At 72.3% G+C, this 23225-nt stretch carries 25 protein-coding genes and 1 pseudogene; 19 read left to right on the top strand and 7 right to left on the bottom strand.

What is annotated here, in order from left to right; translation table 11 throughout:
• Positions 1–2: 2 nt before the first annotated feature.
• From Gocc_RS12195 to Gocc_RS12185, 3 genes are all read left to right on the top strand, one after another.
• Complete coding sequence (locus Gocc_RS12195) at positions 3–350, top strand: VOC family protein (RefSeq protein WP_114796843.1); 348 nt, start codon at positions 3–5, stop codon at positions 348–350.
• A gap of 208 nt (positions 351–558) precedes the next feature.
• Positions 559–951 carry a type II secretion system protein gene (locus Gocc_RS16600; protein WP_114796842.1) on the top strand — a complete coding sequence of 131 codons (393 nt, stop codon included), beginning with the start codon at positions 559–561 and terminating at the stop codon, positions 949–951.
• 236 nt (positions 952–1187) lie between these two features.
• A complete protein-coding gene (locus tag Gocc_RS12185; RefSeq protein WP_114796841.1) occupies positions 1188–1397 on the top strand; it encodes a hypothetical protein in 210 nt (69 codons plus the stop codon).
• Between the two features lie 21 nt (positions 1398–1418).
• Here the strand turns inward: Gocc_RS12185 and Gocc_RS12180 are convergent, their stop codons facing one another.
• Together Gocc_RS12180 and Gocc_RS12175 are read right to left on the bottom strand one after the other, a co-directional pair.
• Complete coding sequence (locus Gocc_RS12180; protein ID WP_114796840.1) at positions 1419–1721, bottom strand: hypothetical protein; 303 nt, start codon at positions 1719–1721, stop codon at positions 1419–1421.
• Positions 1722–1805: 84 nt separating this feature from the next.
• The gene (locus Gocc_RS12175; protein WP_181813645.1) at positions 1806–2438 is read right to left on the bottom strand and encodes a GNAT family N-acetyltransferase; all 633 of its coding nucleotides are present in this window, start codon (positions 2436–2438) and stop codon (positions 1806–1808) included.
• A 100-nt stretch (positions 2439–2538) separates the two neighbouring features.
• Here Gocc_RS12175 and Gocc_RS12170 point away from each other — a divergent pair, with 100 nt between their 5' ends.
• From Gocc_RS12170 to dnaE, 7 genes and pseudogenes are all read left to right on the top strand, one after another.
• On the top strand, positions 2539–2952 hold the full coding sequence (locus Gocc_RS12170; protein WP_181813644.1) for a hypothetical protein: 414 nt from the start codon (positions 2539–2541) through the stop codon (positions 2950–2952).
• Positions 2953–3006: 54 nt separating this feature from the next.
• Positions 3007–3744 (top strand): acyl-ACP thioesterase domain-containing protein, encoded by a 738-nt coding sequence (locus tag Gocc_RS12165; RefSeq protein WP_114796837.1) that lies wholly within the window; start codon positions 3007–3009, stop codon positions 3742–3744.
• A gap of 55 nt (positions 3745–3799) precedes the next feature.
• Positions 3800–4102, top strand: a pseudogene (locus tag Gocc_RS17135) (hypothetical protein); the annotation flags it as partial.
• Between the two features lie 49 nt (positions 4103–4151).
• Positions 4152–4544 (top strand): IclR family transcriptional regulator domain-containing protein, encoded by a 393-nt coding sequence (locus Gocc_RS16790; protein ID WP_245904924.1) that lies wholly within the window; start codon positions 4152–4154, stop codon positions 4542–4544.
• Positions 4545–4624: 80 nt separating this feature from the next.
• Positions 4625–6379 (top strand): ABC transporter ATP-binding protein, encoded by a 1755-nt coding sequence (locus Gocc_RS12155; protein WP_114796836.1) that lies wholly within the window; start codon positions 4625–4627, stop codon positions 6377–6379.
• Complete coding sequence (locus Gocc_RS12150) at positions 6376–8181, top strand: ABC transporter ATP-binding protein (RefSeq protein WP_114796835.1); 1806 nt, start codon at positions 6376–6378, stop codon at positions 8179–8181. Before Gocc_RS12155 ends, Gocc_RS12150 begins: the two co-directional genes overlap by 4 nt.
• A 92-nt stretch (positions 8182–8273) precedes the next feature.
• The gene (gene dnaE, locus Gocc_RS12145; protein ID WP_114796834.1) at positions 8274–12980 is read left to right on the top strand and encodes a DNA polymerase III subunit alpha; all 4707 of its coding nucleotides are present in this window, start codon (positions 8274–8276) and stop codon (positions 12978–12980) included.
• Here dnaE and Gocc_RS16965 read toward each other — a convergent pair.
• The 3 genes from Gocc_RS16965 to Gocc_RS16285 all read right to left on the bottom strand — a co-directional run bounded on the left by Gocc_RS16965 (position 12973) and on the right by Gocc_RS16285 (position 13912).
• Entirely contained in the window at positions 12973–13107 is a 135-nt protein-coding gene (locus Gocc_RS16965) for a hypothetical protein (protein WP_281268456.1), read from the bottom strand. The genes dnaE and Gocc_RS16965 overlap by 8 nt on opposite strands.
• Complete coding sequence (locus tag Gocc_RS16290) at positions 13104–13475, bottom strand: plastocyanin/azurin family copper-binding protein (RefSeq protein ID WP_181813643.1); 372 nt, start codon at positions 13473–13475, stop codon at positions 13104–13106. Before Gocc_RS16290 ends, Gocc_RS16965 begins: the two co-directional genes overlap by 4 nt.
• 197 nt (positions 13476–13672) lie before the next feature.
• On the bottom strand, positions 13673–13912 hold the full coding sequence (locus Gocc_RS16285; RefSeq protein WP_181813642.1) for a hypothetical protein: 240 nt from the start codon (positions 13910–13912) through the stop codon (positions 13673–13675).
• A 54-nt stretch (positions 13913–13966) separates the two neighbouring features.
• Here Gocc_RS16285 and Gocc_RS12135 point away from each other — a divergent pair, with 54 nt between their 5' ends.
• The 6 genes from Gocc_RS12135 to Gocc_RS12110 all read left to right on the top strand — a co-directional run bounded on the left by Gocc_RS12135 (position 13967) and on the right by Gocc_RS12110 (position 17677).
• A complete protein-coding gene (locus Gocc_RS12135; RefSeq protein ID WP_181813641.1) occupies positions 13967–14395 on the top strand; it encodes a hypothetical protein in 429 nt (142 codons plus the stop codon).
• Positions 14396–14551: 156 nt separating this feature from the next.
• On the top strand, positions 14552–14755 hold the full coding sequence (locus tag Gocc_RS12130; RefSeq protein ID WP_114796831.1) for a hypothetical protein: 204 nt from the start codon (positions 14552–14554) through the stop codon (positions 14753–14755).
• A 107-nt stretch (positions 14756–14862) separates the two neighbouring features.
• Entirely contained in the window at positions 14863–15729 is an 867-nt protein-coding gene (lgt, locus tag Gocc_RS12125; RefSeq protein WP_220150600.1) for a prolipoprotein diacylglyceryl transferase, read from the top strand.
• A gap of 9 nt (positions 15730–15738) precedes the next feature.
• On the top strand, positions 15739–16497 hold the full coding sequence (locus Gocc_RS12120; protein ID WP_114796829.1) for a segregation and condensation protein A: 759 nt from the start codon (positions 15739–15741) through the stop codon (positions 16495–16497).
• The gene (gene scpB, locus Gocc_RS12115) at positions 16476–17078 is read left to right on the top strand and encodes an SMC-Scp complex subunit ScpB (protein WP_114796828.1); all 603 of its coding nucleotides are present in this window, start codon (positions 16476–16478) and stop codon (positions 17076–17078) included. The genes Gocc_RS12120 and scpB overlap by 22 nt, the downstream gene beginning before the upstream one ends.
• A 14-nt stretch (positions 17079–17092) precedes the next feature.
• A complete protein-coding gene (locus Gocc_RS12110) occupies positions 17093–17677 on the top strand; it encodes a DJ-1/PfpI family protein (protein WP_114796827.1) in 585 nt (194 codons plus the stop codon).
• 36 nt (positions 17678–17713) lie between these two features.
• Here Gocc_RS12110 and Gocc_RS12105 read toward each other — a convergent pair whose 3' ends face one another.
• Positions 17714–18919: an aminopeptidase gene (locus tag Gocc_RS12105; protein WP_114796826.1), complete on the bottom strand. Its 1206-nt coding sequence runs from the start codon at positions 18917–18919 to the stop codon at positions 17714–17716.
• Between the two features lie 37 nt (positions 18920–18956).
• Here Gocc_RS12105 and Gocc_RS12100 point away from each other — a divergent pair, with 37 nt between their 5' ends.
• A complete protein-coding gene (locus Gocc_RS12100; protein WP_114796825.1) occupies positions 18957–19652 on the top strand; it encodes a pseudouridine synthase in 696 nt (231 codons plus the stop codon).
• Between the two features lie 30 nt (positions 19653–19682).
• Here Gocc_RS12100 and trpS read toward each other — a convergent pair whose 3' ends face one another.
• Complete coding sequence (gene trpS / locus Gocc_RS12095) at positions 19683–20666, bottom strand: tryptophan--tRNA ligase (RefSeq protein ID WP_114796824.1); 984 nt, start codon at positions 20664–20666, stop codon at positions 19683–19685.
• Positions 20667–20731: 65 nt separating this feature from the next.
• Between trpS and Gocc_RS12090 the strand changes: the two genes are divergently transcribed.
• Together Gocc_RS12090 and Gocc_RS12085 are read left to right on the top strand one after the other, a co-directional pair.
• Entirely contained in the window at positions 20732–22084 is a 1353-nt protein-coding gene (locus tag Gocc_RS12090; RefSeq protein WP_114796823.1) for a class II 3-deoxy-7-phosphoheptulonate synthase, read from the top strand.
• A gap of 8 nt (positions 22085–22092) precedes the next feature.
• Positions 22093–23187, top strand: a complete 1095-nt coding sequence (locus Gocc_RS12085) for a prephenate dehydrogenase/arogenate dehydrogenase family protein (protein ID WP_181813640.1) — start codon at positions 22093–22095, stop codon at positions 23185–23187.
• Positions 23188–23225: the final 38 nt, after the last annotated feature.

The raw sequence follows: 23225 nt of genomic DNA, 5'->3' as shown, positions 1-23225 counted from the left end.
AGATGGCCAACGCGGTCGTGCACTTCGAGGTCGTGGGCCGGGACCTCCAGAAGCTGAAGAGCTTCTACGGTGACCTGTTCGGCTGGAAGACGCAGGAGATCCCGGAGATGGGTTACGCCATCGTCGAGAAGGAAGGAGACGGCATCGCCGGCGGCATCGGGCAGACGCCCGACGGCGGGCCCGGCCACGTCACCTTCTACGTCTCCACCGATGACCCGCAGGCGATCCTCGACCGGGCGCAGGAGCTCGGCGGCACGACGATCATGCCCGTCACCGAGCTGCCCGAGGTGACGATCGCGCTCTTCGCGGACCCCGAGGGGCACGCGATCGGGCTCGTCAAGGGCATGTAGGAGCCGGCGGGGGGCGGGGCGAGGTCTCGACTTCGCCCCGCGTCCTGCCCGCGGAGACCGTCTCGACCGGGGCGCACGCCACGAGCGGAGTCGCCGCCGGCAGGCGCGGCGCCGCGAATCACTCGATCGAGGGTGGCGCCCTCACCCCTTTTGCGGAGATGACAGGGGTGCGGGTTCACGGCACCGTTTCCAGCGAAGGGGCGACTTCATGTGTGCAGCACGATCGGGCCGTCGGGCGGATCGCGACGAGTCCGGGTTCACGCTCGTCGAGCTCCTCGTCGCGCTCGCGATCATCGGCATCCTGCTCGCCGTCGCCGTTCCCTCGCTGCTCGGGTTCGAGAGCAGGGCTCGCGTGAGGGCGGCCGAGGCGAGCCTCCGCGCCGCGCTCGCGGCCGTCGAGGCCTATCACCACGACTACGCCACCTACGACGAGACGTCGCTGACCCCGGCGGCTCTGCGCGCCTACGACCAGGGGCTGTCGCCCGGCATCGCCGTCGTGTCCGGCTCCGTGGGCACCTACTGCATCAGGTCGACGCAGGGCGGCGCCAGCGTCTTCAAGAACGGCCCCGGCGCGCCGATCACGACTGCCGCCTGCACGTAGGCGGCGGCCTCCTCGGCCCGGCGCCCGCGCCGCCTCGGCAGCGACAACCGGCGGCGGCCCGAGCTACCGGCACCGGGTCGCCGGCATGGGACCAGCGAAGGCGACGCGCCGCTTGATGCTTTCGGACGCCCGCAACGAGGTCAAGGGGAAGTCGCAGCACGTCGAGACGGTCGTCGGAGGGAACCGCCGAGTGGAGATCCGGCGCTTCCCCGACTATGCGGTCGTATGCTGACCGCATGCGCTTCTATCTGGTGCTGCATACGGCCGACGGGACGGCGCTGCCCAACGAGGTGATCGAGCTCGACAAGCTTCCCCAGGCCGGAACGGCGATCAGGCCGCCGGTCTGCCGGCAGGACTGCTTCGTGACGCGCGCGGTGCCGGCCGCGATCGAGGCGACGGGGGACATCCGCATCGCCGGGTGGGTCTACGCCGACCTGATCGGCTGAGAGACGCCTCCGGCCCCGCGTTCAGCGTCCGGGGATGGTCAGCTCACGCCCGATGTAGAAGCCGGAGGTCGCCTCGAGCACGTAGGGCGACATCAGCCGCTGGCGCTCCGCCTCGACCTCCGACAGCCGGTAGCGCTCGCGCGACTCCGGCGAGTCCCACACCGAGATGCCGACGACCTCGTCGGTGCCGACGCCGTCGAGCTCGTAGGCGGCGATCATGCCGTCGGGAAACGTCGCCGGCCGCCACGCCTGGCGGAACGCCTCGCGTGACCCCGGCTTCAGCTTGCGGGTCGTGATCCAGACGAATTTCTGGTCGGTTCCCATGATCCGGCCTCCCTGTCAGTCGCAGAGCACTCGCAGGGAAACCGTATCGCGTCCGCGCGCAGGTTTCGCGTGGCGCCCCGCGGCTCAGCCGGTCTCGCGGTAGTCCGATCCGCCGTGCTGCCTGCCGTCTCGGACGCCGCGGGGGCGACGATCGGCCGGGCCCGGCCAGCGCTCTCGCCGCAGGCGGTGGATGTCGACGACGATGCCTCCCGGTAGCAGGTGCGGGCGCAGAAGCCGGAAGCCGAGCTTTGCGAGTACCCGCGCCGACGCCGTGTTCTCGACGCGGCAGCGGCCGATGAGCTCGTCGAGCCCGGCGTCGTCGAACGCCTCGTCGCGGGCGGCGGACGCCGCCTCCGTCGCGATTCCCTGCCCCCAGCGGGACGGAGCGACGAAGTAGCCGATCTCGACGTCCTCGTCGCGGCAGCCCTTGCCGGGGCCGACGCGCGACAGCTCGACGAAGCCGAGCCACTCGTCCGTGCCCGATTCGATCACGGCGCGCTTGCCGAAGCCGTTCTCCTCCCACTCGGCGAGCGACTGCTCGTGCTGCACGATCGCCTTCGCGCCGTCGAGCGGCTCGGCGCGGATGTAGCGGATCACGTCGGGGTCGCGCATGAAGCGCGCGAAGCGCTCGAAGTGCGCGTCGTGCCAGCGCTCGAGGCGCAGACGCGGAGTAACCACCTCTTCCCGCGGGCCGGTACCGATCAGCTGGCCGCTCACCCCCACACCATCGGCTGCGCAGGGCCGGCACTTGACCTCCTGCGGCGCGGCCGGGCCGGCGGAGTGCGAGCCGGTCGGGGGTGGGGCGTACGATGCAACCATGAGTGACGAGGACGCACGGCGGCGACGTATCTCGGGCATGCGAGCCATCGCAGCGATCCCGGTTGCGGCCGTCGCGCTCTCACTCGCGCTCGTGGGGTGCGGCGGAGCCGCGCCCGAGCAGACGACGGTGGGGCAGCCGTCCGCCGGCGCCGTGCCGCCCGGCGGCGGCCTCACGGTCGCCGAGGCGATCGCGACCAGCGCCGAGCCGCCGCTCGCGGTCACGGGGTGGGTCGTCGGCACGGACGGAAAGGCGCGGCTCTGCTCGACCTACGACGCCGCCGCGGACGAGCCGTGCGGCGCTCCGTCGCTCGCCCTCAGGGGCGACGTCACGGCGAAGAGCGGCGAGAAGGTCACGGTGTTCGGCGCCGTCGAGGGGGAGGCGTTCGCCGTCTCCTCCACCGTGCAGGGCTGAGCCTCCGATCCACCGCTCCGCGCGGGCCGGCGCGTCCCCGGCACACTGGCGGGCATGCTCGACACCAGCATCCCGCCGCCCACGCAGGCGCGCGCATTCGCGGCGCGCCGCCGCGTGCGCCTCTCCGACCTGGACGCGTGCGGCCGCGTGCGGCTCGACGCCGTCGCCCGCTTCCTCCAGGACGCGGCGATCGACGACGTGCAGGAGACCGGCTGGGGCCTGCCCGAGCACCTCTGGTTCGTGCGCCGCATCCGCGTCGACGTGCTCGCGCCGCTCCTCGACGACCGGGACGTCGAGGTGGTGACGTGGTGCAGCGGCCTCGCCGCGCTCGCGGCAGGGCGGCGCTGGTCGCTGACGGGCGACCGCGGCGGACGCGTCGAGGTCGACAGCGTCTGGATCCACCTCGGCCCGGACCAGCGCCCGGCGCGGATCGAGGACTTCGGCGTCTACGCGGAAGCCGCCGCAGGCCGGCGCGCCTCGACGAAGCTGCGGCTCCCCGACCCTCCTGCCGGCGCGGCGCGGTCGCCGTGGCCGCCGCGGACGACCGACGTCGACCTCCACGGCCACGTCAACAACGCCGTCTACTGGCAGGCGGTCGAGGATCGGCTCGCGGGCTGCGCGATCGACCTGCGCCGGCCGTGCCGGGCCCAGCTCGACTACCGCGAGCCGATCGACCTCGCCGACGACGTGCAGCTCGCCGAGTTCGGCGACGGCGCCGGCCGATACCTCGCGTTCGCCGTCGACGAGCGGGTGAAGGCCGTCGCCGCGCTCGGGCCGCTCGCCGCCCGCTGAGCACGACGCCGCGCGCAAGCGGCCGCGCTCGCACGGCCGCGCGGCCTGCATCAGTATGCAACGATGGTTGTACGTTCGTGCCCGCGACGCGTCCCCGGCTCGGGCCCGTGAGCGGCGAGGCGACGCCCGACGGCGCGGCAGCAGTTGCGCGGGAGCGCTGGGCGGGAGGGGCGTGGCGCCGCCCGCGGCAGGCCCTCGTGGATCGCCGTGCGGCACGCCGGCAGCCGGCGACGTTCTCGCGCGCGCCGATCCGCAACTGCCTCGGACCGGTGGAGATGCTCGACAAAGAGCAGCTGCTCGCCGTCCACGAGGCCTCGGCGTCGTGCGGCTCGCCGAGCTCGTCGGCGGCGACAAGAGCCAGATCTCGCGCACCCTGCGGACACTGGACGAGCACGGCTTCGTCACCCGTGACCCCGGACACGCTCGCCTACCGGCTCGGGTGGCGCATCTTCGCGCTCGCGGCACGCGTCGGCGAGTCGCGTCTGGTCGCCGAGGCTCCGCCGATCCTGCGCCGGCTCGTGCGCGAGCTGGGCGAGAGCGTCCACCTGTCCGTCCGCCAGGGCGCGCAGGTGCTCACGCTCCTCTCCGAGTCACCCGAGGCGGCGATCCACGCGCCCGGCCGGGTCGGTGCGCTGACCCCCCTCGCCACCACCTCCGCCGGACGCGTGCTCGCGACCGACCTCGCGGAGGCGAACCTCGAGGCGCTCGGGCTGAGCGCCGTCGCCGACGCCGTCGCGGCCGCAGGCGAGCTCTCGGCCGCGATCGGCGGCACCGCGCCCGGGGACGGCATCGTCGCCTGAGAGCGCGGGCGGCGCCGCCGCCTCGTCGGCGCGCCGATCTCGGGGAGAGCGGCGTGAGGCGCCGCGGCTAGATTGGACAGGTGGCCCGCTCGAACGCCCGCACGTTCGCCCGACTGCTGCGCTTCCTGCACCCGTACCGCTGGTCGCTCGGCGCCTCGACGCTGCTCGCGATCGCCTCGCAGGGCGCCGCCGTCGCCGTGCTCGTGCTTACCGGCTTCGTCGTCGACGAGCTGCGCGGCGCCCGCGACACGCACCGGCTCACGCTCCTGATCGCCGCCGTCCTCGCCGCCGGCGTCGCGAGGGCGCTGCTCATGCTCGGGCGGCGCTTCATCTCCGGCCGGCAGGCGCTCGGCGTCGAGTGGGACATGCGCGACGCCCTCTATGCGCGCCTGCTGCGCCTCTCGTTCGGCTTCTACGACCGCCACCAGACCGGGCAGCTGATGTCGAGAGCCACCGTCGACCTGCAGACGATCCGCTTCTTCCTCGGCTACGGCCTCATCTTCTTCGCCCAGCACGTCGTCACGATCCTCTCCGTCACCGCCGTCCTCTTCTTCTACGAATGGCGGCTGGCGCTGATCGCGGTCGCGATCACACCGCTGCTCGTCGGCGTCGCCTACCGCTACAGCCACGTCTCGCATCCGCTGCTGCGCGACGTGCAGCAGAAGCTCGGCGAGGTGGCGACCGTCGCCGAGGAGTCGATCGTCGGCGTCCACGTCGTCAAGTCGTTCGCCCAGGAGGAGCGGCGCGAGGAGCGGTTCCGCCGCGCCGCCGACGCCGTCTTCCACGCGAGCGTGCGCGCGAACGCCCAGCGCGCCCTCTACGTGCCGCTGCTCAGCTTCCTGCCGATGCTCGCCCAGGCGGGAGTGCTCATCGCCGCCGGCCACTTCGTCGTGCGCGGCGAGCTCACGCTCGGCGGCTTCTTCGCCTTCAACCTGCTCCTCACCATGCTCGTGGCGCCGCTGCGGATGCTCGGCATGTGGATCGGCCAGGCGCAGCGGGCAACCGCGTCGGGGGAGCGGTTCTTCGAGGTCGTCGACGAGCCCGAGGAGGTCGGCGACGCGCCCGGCGCGCGCGAGCTGCCTCCCGGCCCCGGCCGCGTCACGTTCGCGGGCGTCGACTTCGCCTACGAGCCGGGGCGGCCCGTCCTCCATGGCATCGACCTCGAGATCGAGCCCGGCACAACCGTGGCGCTGATCGGCGCCTCGGGATCGGGCAAGACGACGCTCGCCTCGCTCGTGCCCCGCTTCTACGACGCGAGCGCCGGCTGCGTGCTCGTCGACGGCGCCGACGTGCGCGACGTCACGCGCCGCTCGCTGCGCCGCGCGATCGGCGTCATCTCGCAGGACCCCTTCCTCTTCTCGGCCAGCGTGCGCGACAACATCGCCTTCGGCGTCCCCGACGTGGCGCAGGAGCTCGTCGAGGCCGCCGCCCGCGCGGCCCAGGCGCACGAATTCGTCGAGCAGCTTCCCGACGGCTACGACACCGTCATCGGCGAGCGCGGCGTCACGCTCTCCGGCGGCCAGCGCCAGCGGCTCGCGATCGCCCGCGCGCTCGTGATCGACCCGCGCATCCTCATCCTCGACGACGCCACCGCCTCGGTCGACGCCGGCACCGAGGCGCTGATCCGCGCCGGCCTCGCCGAGGCGATGCGCGGCCGCACGACGATCGTGATCGCGCACCGCCTCTCCACGATCGCGCTCGCCGACGTCGTCGTCGCGCTCGAGCACGGCCGCATCGTCGCGCGCGGCACGCAGGAGGAGCTGCTGCACACGAGCTCCGTCTACCGCGAGATCCACGACTACGGGCTGCTGCAGGAGATCGGCGTGTCGGCATGAAGGTCTGGCAGGCGGGCGGCCACCTCAGCGAGGAGCGCGGCGGCAAGGTCGCCGACTGGTCGTGGCGCAGGACGCGGCGGCGCCTCGCGATGCTCGCCGGGCTCGCCCGGCCGTACCGTGGACGTACCGCCGGCGCGATCGTCTCGCTGCTCGCCTTCACCGTCGCCGGCCTGGCGCCGCCCTACCTCGCCAAGCTCGCCGTCGATCACGGCATCCGCACCGGCGACCTGCGCGCGCTCGCCTGGATCGTCGTCGCGTTCGTCGCCGCCGGCGTGGCCACGTTCGTGCTCTCCGCGCTGCAGACCTACCTCACCGGCTGGGTGGGCGAGCGGGCCCTCGCCGACCTGCGCGACCGCCTCTTCACGCATCTGCAGCGCCTCTCGCTCGGGTACTTCGAGCGCAACCGCACGGGTGCCATCGTCAGCCGCATCACGAACGACGTCGAGGCGCTCGACACGCTCGTCACCGACGGCGTCACAAGCCTCGTGCAGAACCTGCTGCTGCTCCTCGGCACCGCCGTCGTGCTGCTCCTGCTCGACTGGCGGCTCGCGCTCGCCACGCTCGCGATCCTGCCGCTGATGGCGCTCGCCACCGTGTGGTTCCGCGTGCGCTCGAACCGCGCCTACCGCCGTGTGCGCGAGCGCATCGGCCTCGTCACCGCCACCCTCGCGGAGGACATCTCCGGCATGCGCGTCGTGCAGTCGTTCGCGCGCGAGCCGCGCAACCAGGGGAGCTTCCGCGGCATCAACAGCCTCTACCGCGACGCCAACTACGAGACGGTCGTGCTCAACGGCCTCTACTTCCCCGCCGTCGACTTGCTCGCCTCGCTCGCCACCGCCGTCGTGCTCGGCTACGGCGGCTACCTGCTCATCCACGACGAGGTCACGATCGGGACGCTGCTCGCCTTCACCCTCTACCTGTCGAACTTCTTCGACCCCGTGCAGCAGCTCTCGCAGCTCTACAACACGTTCCTGTCCGCGATCGCCGCGCTCGACAAGATCATCGAGGTGCTCGACGAGGAGCCCGAGATCCTCGATGCGCCCGGCGCCCGCCCGCTGCCGCGCGTCGCGGGCCACGTCCGCTTCGAGGGCGTCCGCTTCGGCTACGGCTCGCTGCCCGAGGTGCTGCACGGGATCGACCTCGACGTGCCCGCGGGCACGTCGGTGGCGCTCGTCGGCCGCACGGGAGCCGGCAAGTCGACGATCGCGAAGCTGATCGCCCGCTTCTACGACCCGCGCGAGGGGCGGATCACGATCGACGGCCACGACGTGCGCGACGTGCAGCAGCGCTCGCTGCGCCGGCAGCTCGGGGTGGTGCCGCAGGAGGGGTTCCTGTTCGCCGGCACCGTCGCCGAGAACATCGCGTTCGCGCGCCCGGACGCCTCGCGCGCGGAGATCGAGCAGGCCGCCGCGGCCGTCGGCGCCGACGGCTGGATCCGCGAGCTCGAGCGCGGGTACGACACGCAGCTCGGCGAGCGCGGCTTCCGGCTCTCGCTCGGCCAGCGGCAGCTCGTCGCGCTCGCCCGCGCGCTGCTCGCCGACCCGCGCATCCTCATCCTCGACGAGGCGACGTCGTCGGTCGACATCGGCACCGAGCGCGTGATCGAGCGCGCGCTGCGCACGGTGCTTGCCGGGCGCACCGCGTTCGTGATCGCGCACCGGCTGTCCACGATCCAGGGCGCGGACCTCATCGTCGTGCTCGCCGACGGGCGGATCGTCGAGCACGGCAGCCACGCCGAGCTGATGGCGCACGGCGGCATGTACACGAGCCTGTACGGCGACTGGGCCGAGCGGGTCGCCTGATCGGGACGCCGAGGGAGGAGGAGCCGCGACGACCGCATGTCAAAAGACAGCGACCGGCGCCGTCACCTGCGCGCAGTAGAGTGGCCCTTCCGATGAGCGCCCCGTTCGTCCACCTGCACGTCCACTCCGAGTTCTCGATCCTCGACGGGGCATGCCGGGTGCCGGCGCTCGCCGAGAAGGCGGCGCGGCTCGAGATGCCCGCCGTCGCACTCACCGACCACGGCTCGCTCGCGGGCGTCGTCGACCTCTACAAGGCCGCCCGCAAGCAGGGCGTGAAGCCGATCCTCGGCTGCGAGGTGTACGTCGTCGACGACCGGCGCGCGCAGCACAAGGGCCATGCCCACCTCACCCTGCTCGCCGAGTCGAACGCCGGCTACGCGAACCTGATCAAGCTCTGCTCGCTCGGCTACCTCGAGGGCTACTACTACCGCCCGCGCGTCGACTGGGAGCTGCTCGAGCGCTACGCCCCCGGGCTGATCGCGCTCTCCGGCTGCCTGTCGGGACGTGTCTCGCGGGCGATCTCCGAGTCGCGCATGAACGACGCCGAGATGGAGCTCGACCGGCTCGAGCAGATCTTCGGCCGCGACAACGTCTACGTCGAGCTGCAGAACGCCCGGCTCGACGTGCAGCAGCCCGTGTTCCAGGCGCTGCCCGGGCTCGCCGCCAAGCGCGGGCTGCCGCTCGTCGCCACCGGCGACGTCCACTACCTCGACGCCGCCGACGCGTACGCGCACGAGGCGCTGCTGTGCATCCAGTCGGGCGACTCGCTCAAGAACCCGAACCACTGGAAGTTCGGGACGAACGAGTTCTACTTCAAGACGCCCGCGGAGATGGCGCTCGACTTCCCCGGCCACGAGGACGCGATGCGGCGCACGCTCGAGGTCGCCGAGCGCTGCAACGTCGAGATCGAGCTCGGGCGCATCCTGCTGCCGCAGTTCCCGACGCCCGGCGGCCGCGACGCCTTCGAGTATCTCGTCGAGCTGTGCGAGGCCGGGCTGCGCAAGCGCTACGGCAAGACGACGCCCGAGCTGACGGAGCGGCTGCAGTTCGAGCTCAAGACGATCCGCGAGATGGGCTTCGCCGACTACTTCCTCATCGTCGCCGACTTCATCGGCTTCGCGAAGCGCGACGGCGTCGCCGTCGGCCCGGGCCGCGGCTCGGCGGCCGGCTCGCTCGTCGCCTACTGCCTCGAGATCACCGACATCGACCCGATCCGCTACGACCTCCTGTTCGAGCGCTTCCTCAACCCCGGCCGCAAGTCGATGCCCGACATCGACATCGACTTCGCGGTCGAGGGCCGCGAGCGCGTGATCGCCTACGTCGCCGAGAAGTACGGACGCGACCGGGTCGCGCAGATCATCACCTTCTCGACGATGGCCGCCCGCGCCGCCATCCGCGACGCGGGCCGCGTGCTCGAGATCCCGTACGGCACCGTCGACCGCATCGCCAAGCTCGTGCCCGAAGGCCCCGGGCAGACGCTCGCGGACGGGCTCAAGCCCGGCGCGGAGCTACGGCAGGCCTACGACAGCGATCCCGCCGCGAAGGAGATCGTCGACCTGGCCCGGCCGCTCGAAGGGCTCACCCGCGCCGACTCGATCCACGCGGCCGGCGTCGTCATCGGGGCCGAGCCGCTGATCGAGACGATCCCCTTGCAGCAGAAGGGTCCGGACGCGGAGGTCGTGACGCAGTTCTCCATGAACACCGTCGAGCAGCTCGGCCTGCTGAAGATGGACTTCCTCGGCCTGCGCAACCTCGACGTGATCGAGACCGCCGTCGCCCTCGCCGGCGACGGCCTCGACATCACGAAGATCCCGCTCGACGACCGCAAGACGTACGAGATGCTCGCCCGCGGCGAGTCGACGGGCGTCTTCCAGTTCGAGTCGTCCGGCATGCGCGAGGCGCTGCGCCAGGTGAGGCCAACCGAGTTCGAGGACTTGATCGCCCTCGTCGCGCTGTATCGCCCCGGGCCGATGGCGTACATCCCGACGTACGCGGCGAGAAAGCACGGGCGCGAGCCGGTCTCGTTCCCGGACGAGCGCCTGAAGCCGATCACCGGAGGCACGTACGGGACGTGCCTCACGGGCGACACGCTCGTGTTCGACGCCGCGAGCGGTCGCCGCATTCGGATCGATGAGCTCTCGGGAAGCGAGGACGTGCTCGTTCAAGGGGTTGACGACGATCTCTCGCCGACCCATTCCCACGTGACCGCCTGGTTCGACAACGGTGTACGGCCCGTCTACGAGGTGCGCCTGCGCAACGGCGCATCGATCCGTGCGACGGCAGATCATCAGTTCCTCACCGAGTCCGGCTGGCAGGAGCTTTGCGCGCTGCGTCCAGGCGAGCGCCTCGCGACTCCGCGGAAGCTCTCGCTCAGCGGTGACGGGCGGTGGTTGAGCGAACGGGAGCGGGCCAGGTACCGAACGCTCGCATACGTGATCGCGGACGGCTCGGTCGGTACTGCGTTGACGTCGTTCTACTCGTCGGACGCATCGCTGCTCTCGAGTTTCGAGCACTCGTGCCTGATGGGCTTCGATGATGTCGTGCTGAACCGCTACGAGAAGGACAGAGGCGTCGTGTGCATCACCGTCACGCGTGATCGCGACAAGGTCGAGCGCTATCACGAGCCGTCGTCGCTCGAGCATTGGCTCCGCAGCATCGGCCTTCGCTGGAAAGCCGGCGACGACCCGGGGCGTGGTGGGCGCAGGGGGCCGACGAGCGCGCAGAAGCTCGTGCCCGAAGAGGTGTTCGAGCTCGCGGACGAGGAGATCGGCCGGTTTCTCGCCGCACTATGGGATTGCGACGGGCACGTCGGATCGAGAGCCGTGACGTACAAGACCATTTCGCCGACCCTCGCCTCGGACGTCCAGGCGCTGCTCCTCAGGCTGGGTATCAGGGCATCGATCTCTGCCGCCCCGTACGGTGACGGGGCAATCGCATATCAGGTGACGCTCGACGGGGCGCAGCGCTTTGCGGAGCTCGTTCAGCCGTTCATGGTCACCTGGAAGCGCAATGTGAGGGCCTGCGCCGCTGACCGCGGCTTGACGCTCGACCGCCGACAGGTGTTGGCGGAGATTCTCGAGGCCACCGACGGTGCCCCGCTGTCCGAGGTCGATCGCACGCGCGGCGGGCGACTCTCCGTTCGAGGTACGGCGCGGCTCGCGGGCCTCGAGCGACGGCACTTCCACAGCGGCCGGCAGCGCATCGGTGCGCGCGTGGTGGCAGAGGCGATCGACCGCATCGAGCTTCCACGAGCGGAGCGTGCGATCCGCGTGTGCTGGCAGGAGATCGTCTCGATCGAGCCGGCCGGCGAGGAGCGCGTCTACGACATCACCGTCGGCGGCATCCACAACTTCGTGGCCAACGGCATCATCGTACACAATTGTATATACCAGGAGCAGTACATGGAGATCGCGAAGGCGCTCGCCGGCTTCAGCCCGGCCGAGGCCGACGATCTGCGCAAGGCGATCGGCAAGAAGATCCACGCGCTGATGGCGTCGCTGAAGCAGAAGTTCCTCGACGGCTGCGCCGCCAACGGGGTGGCCCCCGGAACCGCGAAGGGGCTGTGGGACGACATGGAGAAGGCGCAGGACTACTCCTTCAACAAATCGCACGCCGCCTGCTACGCGCTGATCGCCTACCGCACCGCCTGGCTGCGCGCCAACCATCCGCGCGAGTACATGGCCGCGCTCATCTCATCGGTGATGAGCACGAAGGATCGCGTGCCGCTGTACGTGAACGCGTGCGAGGAGATGGGCATCGAGGTGCTGCCGCCCGACGTGAACGAGTCGGGCACCGACTTCGCCGTCGTCGACGGCAAGATCCGCTTCGGCCTCAACGCCGTCAAGAACGTCGGCGACAGCGCCGCGCGCGCGATCGTCGCGGCGCGCGAGGCGGGCGGTCGCTTCGGGTCGATCTGGGAGTTCACCGAGCGCGTCGACCCGCAGGTCGTCAACAAGCGCGCGCTCGAGTCGCTCGTCAAGTGCGGCGCGCTCGACTCGACAGGCGCTTCGCGGATGGGGATGCTCGCCGCGCTCGAGCAGGCGCTCGCCTACGGGCAGAAGCTCGCCGCCGACCGCCTCGCCGGTCAGGCGTCGATCTTCGACAGCGACTTCGGCGCCGTCGCGGCCGCGACGGAGACGCATCGGCACCATCCGCCGATCGCGGCGGGCGAGTTCGAGAAGGCGGAGCTGCTCAGGCTCGAGAAGGAGACGCTCGGCCTCTACGTGTCGGAGCACCCCTTGCACGCGGTGCGCGAGCAGCTGCGCCGCAAGACGGACGCCACGCTCGCCGAGCTCGAGCGCCGCCGCGACGGCGAGGTGGTGACGGTCGGCGGCATCGTCTCGTCGGTGAAGCAGCTGATGACGAAGAAGGGCGAGCCGATGGTCTTTCTCACGCTCGACGACCCGACCGGCTCTGCGGAGGCGGTGGTGTTCTCGACCACCTATGCGACTGCGCGGGAGCTGTGCGTCAGCGACCGCATCCTCGTGGTCAAGGGGCGCGTCGACCACAAGCAGCAGGGCGAGACGAAGCTGATCGCCATGGAACTGGCGGCGTTCGAGGCCGTGCCGGAGCGGCGCGAGGTGCGGTTCCGCCTCGACGCGCGGCAGGCGCCGGCCGGCGTCATCCAGGAGCTCGCACGCCTCGTGAAGGACTACCCGGGCGAATCGCCCGTCTACGTGGCGCTCGAGACCTCGCTCGGCGCGAAGACGCTCGCGCTCGGCCCCGAGTACCGCGTGCAGTGCGACTCCGACTTCCTCGCCGAGGCGAAGGCGCTGCTGGGCGAGGCCGCGGTCAAATAGGCTCGGCGACGCCGACCCGCTCGGCGCCGTCCCCGGCCGCCGCCGGCACCGTGGCGGCGATCGTCTCGTGGCGTGCCCCGGGCCGCCGGGGGCCGGCGCGGCCCCCGGCGCGGCCGCTCGCCGTCACGAGACGACGAGCTTTCCCTTCATGCCGGCTGCCTCGTGGCCCGGCACCGAGCAGTAGAAGTTGTAGGTGCCCTTCTTGAGGGTGAGGAAGGCGACCGCGAGGCCCTTCCCGAGCGTCTTCGTGCCCCCGAGCTCGTTCTCGCCGCTCTCGATGCGCACGTTGTGCTGGATCGTCGAGCGATTCGTGAAGACGATCTTGATCTTGCCGGGGTGCGCTCGCAGCACCTTCGTGTCGAACTTGAGGCCGAGCGGCGGTGCCGAGACCTTCACGACGCTCGCTGCGCCGGACGGGCGGGCGGCGGCGGGCCCTGCGGCGACAGCCGCGGCTGCGACGCAGGCGACGAGGGCGGGCGTGACGGGGAGCTTCACGTGCGGTCTCCTTCGGCTCGTGGGTCGGGTGCGACACGATGTCCGTGTCCGCCGCACGGTGCCTGCGACCGTGTCAAGAGCGCACCAAGAATCGGTTACGCCGAGGTTACGTCTGTGGCGAAGGGGCCCTCGCGCCGCCGTCCGTAGGCCGCCCCGGCGGCGCCCCGTGCGGCGGCGTCGCGTGGCCGGCTGAGCGGTCAGCCGCGCAGGAGCCGGCGGACACGGTCGCCCACGAACACGCACGCGACCCAGGCCGCCGCGATCACGGACACGATCGCCCAGTAGCTCCCCGCCGCCTCGCCGCCGGAGAGCACGAGCCCGATCGTCTGCAGCGCCAGCACGACCGCGAACGTGGCCGAGGCGAGCTCGAGAGAGCGGCGCGAGAAGCCGTAGCGCCAGCCGATCAGCAGCGCGAGACCCGAGGCGAGGGCGATCACGGGGCGGGATTGTACGGGCGCGGTGCCGTCGGCCCGCGTGCGTAGGCTCGACCCGTGCGCAGCGAAGACCTCGACGTGCACGTGACCGCGCTGTGCGCTCGACACGGTATCGCGCGCTGCGACGGCCGCGGGCGTGCCGTCCGCAAACGCGTGCGCCACCGCGACGGTCGCGTCGAGCGGTCGCTCGAGATCCGCATTCCACCGGTGCGCGGGCAGGTCAGCTACTTCGTCGCCCTGCACGAGATCGGGCATCTCGTCGGCGACGGCCGCTCGGGCAGGCGGCTCGAGAAGGAGGCGGCGGCGTGGCGCTACGCCCTGCGCGAAGCGCTGGTCGAGCCGACGGACGCCACGCGCCGGCGGCTCGGGCGCCGGCTGCGCTCCTACGTCAGCTGGGCGCAGCTGCGCGCACGCAGGCGCCGTCCGCCGTACCTGCCGCCGGCGGGAGACCCGTTCTGGGAGCTGCTCGCCTGGCTGGAGCGCTGATCGAGACCGGCGTCCGCGGCAGGGAAGCGGCCGCGTCTTTACGAAGTCCTCACCGCACGTGCGCAATTCGTTGAGACGGATGCCGTAGAAGGGGGACATCCGACTCGGCGTGTCGGCCGAATACACAGGTACGGCAATGCGTTAGCAGAGGTGACGATGTCAACGGCGAATCTCCAAACCGGCCCCGACCTCGAGCTCGAGATGGTCGAGCGCTGGCGCGCGGAGTCGCTCGTGCGCGCCGGCTACGACCACGAGTCGGCCGCGGTGCTCGCCGCCTCGCACGAGGTCGACCTGCACCTCGCGACGCACCTGCTCGAGGCCGGCTGCTCGATCGACCTCGCCCTCCAGATCCTGCTGTAGATCCGATGCGTCCCCACCCCCGGTGCCCGCCGTAGCCGGGCGCCGGGGGTGCGGCAGAGACGCTCGGCGGGAAGGCGTCCTCCCCGTCGGGGAGAATGTCTCAGCAGATGCATCTCCTCGCGTCGATCCCCTCGCCGTCGAACGGCACGCTCGATCTCGGGCCGCTGACGATCCACATGTACGGGCTGACGCTGCTCGCCGCGATCGGCCTCTGCGTCGTCATCACCGGCAGGCGCTGGGTTGCTCGCGGCGGCGACTGGGACCTGATCTTCCGGCTCGCGATCTGGGGTGTCGGCGCCGGCATCGTGGGAGCCCGCCTCTACCACCTCGCCACGAGCTGGAACCAGGTGCCCGACCAGTGGTGGGGGCCGTTTGCGATCTGGAAGGGCGGCCTCGGCATCTGGGGCGGGGTCGCGGCAGGCTGCCTCGTCGGCGGCATCATCGCGCGGCGCGCGGGCGCCGACGTGTGGCTCCTCGCCGACACCCTCGCGCCCGGCCTGCTCGTCGCCCAGGCGGTGGGACGCATCGGCAACTGGTGGAACCAGGAGCTCTTCGGCAAGCCCACCGACCTGCCGTGGGGTCTCGAGATCGATCCGGTCAACCGGCCGCTCGCCTACCTCGACCGGGCGACGTTCCATCCGACGTTCCTCTACGAGCTGCTCTGGGATCTGCTCGCTGCCGCCCTGCTCGTCTACGTGATCGAGCGCCGCCGCCGGCCCCGCCCGCCCGGCCTGTTCGCGCTCTACGTCGTGCTCTGGTGCTTCGGCCGCTTCTGGGTCGAGCTGCTGCGCGTCGATCCCGCCAACCACATCCTCGGCCTGCGCGTGAACACGTGGGTCTCGGGGCTCGGCCTCGTCGCGGGGATCGTGTGGTTCTGGCTCTCGCAGCGGCGCGGGCGGCCGCCGCACACGTCCGTCCCGACGGGCCCGAAGATGGCCGTTCCCGGGTCGGGCCGTGTCCGACGGGGCCGCTAGGGTCGCCGGGTGGCCAGTGCCGTCCGCGATCTCGATCTGGACCTCGACGCCTTCGAGGGCCCGTTCGACCTCCTGCTGACGCTCCTGCTCAAAGAGGCGATCGAGCCTGCCGAGATCGACATGGCCGCGATCGTCGTCGCTTTCGTCGAGCGGCTCGCCGAGCGCGACCGGCTCGATCTCGACGCGTGCGGCGAGTTCCTCATCCTCATCGCGGCGCTGCTCGAGCTGAAGGCGCGCCGGCTGTTCCCCGAGGAGGAGGCGGAGCTCGCCGACCTCGAGCCCGAAGAGGCGGCGGAGGAGCTCGCACGGCGCCTGGCCGAGTACCGGCGCATGAAGCAGGCGTCTGCGTTCCTGCGCGAGCGCCTGGAGGCCGAACGCGACCGCTACTTCCGCCTCGGGCCCGCTCCGCTCGCTCCGCAGCCGCAGCGGCGGCTGGCAGAGCAGCAGCCGCTGCGGCTCGCCGAGGCGATCCGCGCGCTCGCCGTCGAGCCGCCGCGCGTGTCGCTCGCCCACATGGCGCTGCGCTTCCCGCCCGTGTCGCGGTTCCTCGAGCGCTTCCGCGCGGTGCTGCAGCGCCGGCGCCGCTTCGACTTCGACGCCGAGGTGCAGGGCCTGTCGCGCGTCGAGCAGGCCGTCGCATTCCTCGCGCTGCTCGAGCTCCGCAAGACCGGTGAGATCGCGATCTCGCAGGCTCAGCCGTTTGCGCCGATCAGGGTTTCCCGCGCCGACGACGAAAGGATCCATGCATGGACCGCCCGCTCCGCCTGATCTCGACCAACCCCGTCGACGCGCTCGCGCGCACGGTCGAGGCGCTGCTCGTCGTCGCGTCGCAGCCGCTCAGCGTCGACGAGCTCGCCGACGCCAGCGGCGACGACGCGGAGCGCGTCGAGACCGCGCTCGGCCTCCTGCGCGAGCGCTACAGCGAGGGGCGCAGCGGCATCGTGCTGCAGCAGGTCGCCGGCGGCTGGGCGTTCGGCGCCGCCCGCGAGGCGGCCGCGGCGTGTGCGCGCCTGTTCGAGCGCCCCGTCGAGCGCGGCCTCTCGCAGGCGGCACTCGAGACCGTCGCCATCGTCGCCTACCTCGGCCCCGTGTCGCGCCCCGAGATAGCCCGCATCCGCGGCGTCGCCGCCGACTCGGCCGTCGCGTCGCTCGTCGAGCGCGGCCTCATCGCCGAGGCCGGACGCGAGAGCGGTACCGGCGGCGCCGTGCGCTACCGCGTGACGCCCCTGTTCGAGCGCGTATTCGGCCTCGAGAGCCTCGCGGCGCTGCCGCGGCTCGACGACGTCGGCGCCGACGAGGAGGCGATCCGCCGGCGGCTGCTCGAGGTCGCCCAGGCACGCGCCTCGTAGGAGCGAGGGACCGCATGAACATCGGCGTCTTCCTCTTCGACGGTGCCGAGGAGCTCGACTGGGCGGGGCCGTGGGAGGTGCTCGCCGCGTGGGCGCAGCGCTGGCCCGACGACGGCGCAGCGGTGCTCACCGTCGCGCGCGACGATACGCCCGTAGCCTGCGCGAAGGGCCTGCGCGTCCTGCCCGACCACAGCTGGCAGTCGGCGCCGCCGTTCGACGTCCTGCTCGTCCCCGGCGGGCACGGCACCCGCGCCCTGCTCGAGGACGGCGCCGCCCTCGCATGGACGCGCGCGTGCTCGGCGCAGGCGCAGGTGGTCGCGAGCGTGTGCACGGGGTCGCTCGTGCTCGCCGCGGCCGGCCTGCTTCGTGGCCGCCCCGCAGCCACCCACTGGTCGGCGTTCGATCTGCTGCTCGAGCTCGACCCGACGATCGAGGCGCGCCGCGACGACCGCTTCGTCGACGACGGCGACGTCGTCACCGCGGCAGGCGTCTCCGCCGGCATCGACATGGCGCTCCACCTGGTCGCGCGCCTGCACTCGGTCGAGCGCGCACGCGAGGTGCGCCGCTACATCCAGTACGACCCGGACCCGCCGGTCTGAGCGGTCCCGGCGCAGCGGGCGCCGCCGCGCCCGAGCTCAGATTGCCCAGGCCCCGTCGCGGAGCACGGGAACGTGCTCGCCCGCGTGCGTGATCCCGTCGACGCGGAGCGCCGGGCTGCCGACCATGAAGTCGATGTGGATCTGGCTGCGGTTGACGCGCGCCTTGTCGGCCTCGTCCTCGACGGCAAGGTCGTAGCCCGAGCCGAGCGCGATGTGGCTGGCGGCGTTCTCGTCGATCAGCGTGTCGTAGAAGACCGTCCCGAGCGGGCCGATGCGGCCGGCGCCGTCCACGAGCGCGATCTCGCCCAGCCGCGTGCCGCCGTCGTCCTTCGCGCAGGCGCTGCGCAGCGCCTCCGCGTTCTCGTCGGCGTCGATGCGCACCGCCCGGCCACCCTCGAACTCGACGCGGATGCCCCGGATCACCGACCCGTACAGTTCGAGCGGCAGCGTCGCGCTGACGTAGCCGTCCACACGCTCCGGATCCGGGGTGGTGAAGGTCTCCTCGCTCGGGATGTTCGGGAAGTGCTCGATGCCGTCCACCGTCACGAACTCGGCCGCGTGCCAGATCGAGGAGCGAAACAGGCCGACGGTGAGGTCGGTGCCGGGGCCGTGCAGCCGCATCGCGTCGAAGCGGCGCTGCGTGATGCGGTCGGCGCTCGCGCGCACGGTCGCCATGCGGTCGCGCCAGGCCTGCGCGGGGTCGTCCGCGTCGAGGCGGCAGATGTGCGCGACCGCCTGCCACAGGCGCTCGAGCGCCTCGTCGCGCCGCAGGCCGGGGTAGACGATCTCCGCCCAGTCGGCCGTCGGTGCCGGGATCGTGCACCAGTTCGTCACGCGCTCGTTGACGACCCGGCCGACCTCCGGCAGGTACGGCAGCAGATCTCGCCCCATCCGCTCCGGCGCGATCCCGCGCAGCGCGGCCGGGGCCTGCGGTCCGCTCAGCGCGATGCGTGCGCCGTGCTCGGCGGCGAGCCAGCGCAGGCGGTCGAGCATCCACGGCGGGATGAAGTCGAGGGAGTCCTCGGGGGCGCCGAGCAGGCGCTCGCGCTTCACCCAGTTGTCGAACGTGACGACGTCGACGTAGCGGGCGCCGCGCGCGTACGCGGCGCGGGCGATCTCGCGCGCGACCTGCTCCTTGCCCACGTACGTCGTGACGCCGAGGATCTGCCCCGCCTGCACGTTGGCGCCGAAGCCGACGACGAGGTCGGCGAGCCCGCGTGCCCACTCCGCGTAGTCGCGCATCGCGCGGAGAGTAGTCGAAGCAGGCGAGAATGCGGCGGTGCGACTGAACCGCTATCTCGCCCGCGCGGGCGTCGCGTCGCGCCGCGGCGCCGATGCGCTGATCAGGGCGGGTCGCGTGCGGGTCAACGGCGCTCCCGGCGAGCCGGGCACGTTCGTCGCGGCCGGCGACCGGGTCGAGGTGGACGGCGTCGAGGTGGGGAAGCAGCCGCTCGCCCACGTGCTGCTGCACAAGCCGCCCGGCGTCGTCACGACCGCGCGCGACCCGCAGGGGCGGCCCACCGTGGTCGACATCGTCGGTCATGACGCGCGCGTCGTCCCCGTCGGGCGCCTCGACATCGACACGACGGGCGCGCTCCTGCTCAGCAACGACGGCGACCTCGCGCACCGGCTCGCCCATCCGCGCTACGGGGTCGAGAAGACCTACGTCGCCGACGTCGAGGGAGAGCCGTCCGCCGAGACGATCCTGCGCCTCGCAAGCGGGGTCGCCCTCGAGGACGGCGTCACCGCGCCCGCCCGGGTGCGACGCCTCGGCCGCGCCCGCCTCGAGCTCGTCCTGCACGAGGGCAGGAACCGTCAGGTGCGGCGGATGTGCGACGCGGTCGGGCACCCGGTGCGGCGGCTGCATCGCAGCGGCTACGCGGGCCTCGACCTGAAGGGGCTCGAGGTGGGCGCCTGGCGTGAGCTCACCCGCGACGAGGTCGACGCGCTGCGGCGCCTGGTCGGCATGGCGTAGCGGCGCCCGCGCGACGGCGATCCCTGCTCGTCAGCGCAGGCGGGCGAACCCCATCGCCTCGTACATGCGCTCGAGCGTCGGCGCGGAGGCCGCCCGCGCCTTCTCGGCGCCCTGCCCGAGCAGCCGCAGCAGCTCGCCGTCGTCGCCGCGCAGCTCGGCGTAGCGCTGCTGGACCGGCTCGAGCAGCGCGACGACGGCCTCGCCGACCGCCTGCTTGAAGGCGCCGTAGCCGGCGTCGCCGTACTCCGCCTCGACCGCGTCCGGCGTCGTCCCCGTCGCCACGGACATGATGTCGATCAGGTTCGAGATCCCCGGCTTGTCGGGTCCGCGGCGCACCTCGCGCCCGGAGTCGGTGACGGCCGTCCTGAACTTGCGCCGGATCGCGTCGGGCGCGTCCAGCAGCCGCACCGTTCCCTGCTCGGAGCTGCCGGTCTTGCCCATCTTGCCGAGCGGATCCTGCAGGTCCATGATCCGCGCCCCGACCTCCGGGTACACGCCCTCCGGCACGGTGAACACCTCGCCGAAGCGCGTGTTGAAGCGCTCGGCGACGTCGCGCGCGAGCTCCAGGTGCTGCCGCTGGTCGTCCCCGATGGGGACGATGTCGGCCTGGTAGAGCAGGATGTCGCCGGACATCAGGATCGGATAGTTGAAGAGCGCCGCCGACACGAAATCCTGCCGGCTGCCCTTCTCCTTGAACTGCGTCATGCGGCCGAGCTGGCCGTAGCTCGTGACCGCCGACAGCAGCCAGCTCGCCTCGGCGTGGGCCGTCACGTGGCTCTGCGCGAACACGGTCGAGCGATCGGGGTCGAGGCCGGTGGCGACGAGCATCGCGAACAGGTCGAGCGTGCGCTCGTGCAGGTCGGCCGGGTCGTACTCCACCGTGATCGCATGGAGGTCGACGATGCAGAAGTAGGCGTCGCCCATTTCCTGGGTCGCCGCGTACTGGCGGAAGCCGCCCGAGTAGTTGCCGAGCGTCGGATCGCCGCTCGGCTTGATGCCGGAGAAGATGCGCATGGGAGCCGTCTATCTAGCCGTTTTGAGGCGCAGCGTCAAAACGGCTCGCAACTACACTGGCGTCCATGGCGGTCACCGAGCCCACCTGGAGCCCCGCCTCGTGGCGCGCCCTGCCGGCCGGTCAGCAGCCGGCATGGCCCGACGCGGCCGCGCTCGCCGCCGTGCGCGAGCGGCTGCGCGGCATGCCGCCGCTCGTGTTCGCCGGCGAGGCGCGGAAGCTGCTGCACGGCCTCGGCGAGGTGGCCGAGGGGCGCGCGCTGCTGCTGCAGGCGGGCGACTGCGTCGAGTCGTTCCGCGAGGTGTCGCCGATCCCGATCCGCGAGAAGCTGAAGGTGCTGCTGCAGATGTCCGCCGTGCTCACCTTCGGCGCGTCGCTGCCGGTCGTGAAGGTGGGGAGGGTGGCCGGCCAGTTCGCGAAGCCGCGCAGCGCCGACACGGAGATCGTCGACGGCGTCGAGCTGCCGTCGTTCCGGGGGCACACGGTGCACTCCGACGAGGCGGACGCCGCCGCGCGCGTGCCCGACCCGGAGCGGATCGTGCAGGGCTACTACCAGGCCGCGTCGACCCTCAACCTGCTGCGTGCCTACACGAAGGGCGGCTTCGCCGACATCACGCAGGTGCACACGTGGAACAAGGAGTTCGTCGCCAGCTCGAGCGCGGGACAGCGCTACGAGCAGCTCGCCGACGAGATCGGCCGCGCCCTCGCGTTCATGCAGGCGTGCGGGATCGACCTCGCCGCGGAGCGCTCCCTGCACGAGGTCGACGTGTGGACGAGCCACGAGGGCCTGCTTCTCGACTACGAGGAGCCGCTCACGCGCAAGGACTCGCTCACGGGCGACTGGTACGCGTGCTCCGCCCACATGCTCTGGATCGGCGAGCGCACGCGCGAGCTCGACGGCGCGCACGTCGAGTTCTTCTCCGGCGTGCACAACCCGATCGGGGTGAAGCTCGGCCCGGCCGCCACCGCCGACGAGGTGGTGGCGCTGTGCGAGCGGCTCAACCCGCGCCGCCTGCCCGGCCGCCTGACGCTGATCGCGCGCATGGGCGCAGACCGGGTGCGGGAGCTGCTGCCGCCGCTCCTGCGCGCCGTACGCGAGAGCGGGATCCCGGTCGTGTGGGCGTGCGACCCGATGCACGCGAACGTCTTCAGGACCGCCTCGGGCGTGAAGACGCGGCGCTTCGACGACGTCATGCGCGAGATCGAGGGGTTCTTCGCCGCGCACCGGGCCGTCGGAACGTGGCCCGGCGGCGTCCACCTCGAGATCACCGGCGAGGACGTGACCGAGTGCCTCGGCGGCGCCGAGGCGGTGCTCGAGGAGCAGCTCGACCATCGCTACGAGACGCTCTGCGACCCTCGCCTGAACGCGCGCCAGTCGCTCGATCTCGCGTTCCGGGTCGCCGAGCTGATGCGAGGGTAGGAGGGGCCGTGCTGGGGCGAGTCGCCGTCGTGGGGACGGGCCTGATCGGCGCGTCCGCCGGTCTCGCCGCGCGCCGCGCGGGCGCGGGCCGGGTGAGCGGCTGGGATCCCGACGGCGACGTGCTGCGCGTCGCGGCCGAGCGCGGTGCGGTCGAGGCGGCGGGGACGCTCGCGGAGGCGGTCGCCGGCGCGGATCTCGTCGTCGTCGCCGCCCCGGTGGCGGAGCTGCCGGCGACCGTGCGCGGCGTGCTCGACGCCGCCTCGCAGGGGTGCGCCGTCACCGACGTCGGCTCGACGAAGAGCGCCGTGTGCGCAGCCGCAGGCGGCGACGGGCGCTTCATCGGCGGCCATCCGATCTGCGGCGCCGAGACCCGCGGGCCGGAGCGCGCCAGCGCGGAGCTGTTCGAGGGAGCGACGTGGTTCCTGACACCCGCCGCGGGCACGGGGCCGGGGCTGCTGCGCAGAGTGCACGGCTTCGTGACGGCGCTCGGCGCGCGGCCGGTGGCCATCGACCCCGACGCCCACGACCGGCTCGTCGCGCTGACGAGCCATCTGCCCCACGTGCTCGCCAACGTGCTGCTGAACCAGGCCGGCGCCTCGCGCATCGACGGCCACGACCCGCTGCAGGCGGCCGGCGGCTCGCTGCGCGACATGACGCGCGTGGCCGGCGCGAACCCGAGGATCTGGGTCGACATCTTCCTCGACAACCGCGAGGCGCTCGCCGCGGCGCTCGGCGACCAGCGCCGCCGCCTGGAGCAGGTCGAGGCGGCGCTTGCGGCGGGCGATGCGGGCTTCCTCGCACGCTGGATCGCCGAGGCGGCGGGAAACCGGCGGCGCCTGCTCGCCACCGCCTACGACGACCCGGGCGCGCTGCAGCGGCTGCGCGTGCACCTTCCCGACCGGCCGGGCGTGCTCGCGGGGATCTTCCAGGCGCTCGGCGCCGAGCGCATCAACGTCGAGGACTTCGAGATGGAGCACCTCTCGACCGACCGCGGCGGCACGCTCACGATCCTCGTCGCCGGGGAGAGGGAGGCCGGGCGCGCGGCGAACCTCCTCGAGGCCCAGGGCTACGGCGTCGTCGTGGCGCCGGTGATCGACGAGTGACGCGGCTCGCTCTCCCGCTTCGCCGCCGCATGCCCGCC

Source organism: Gaiella occulta, from assembly GCF_003351045.1.
Lineage (GTDB): Bacteria > Actinomycetota > Thermoleophilia > Gaiellales > Gaiellaceae > Gaiella > Gaiella occulta.
The sequence above is the reverse complement of the archived record's forward strand: the minus strand, read 5'-3'. Positions and strand labels throughout refer to the sequence as shown.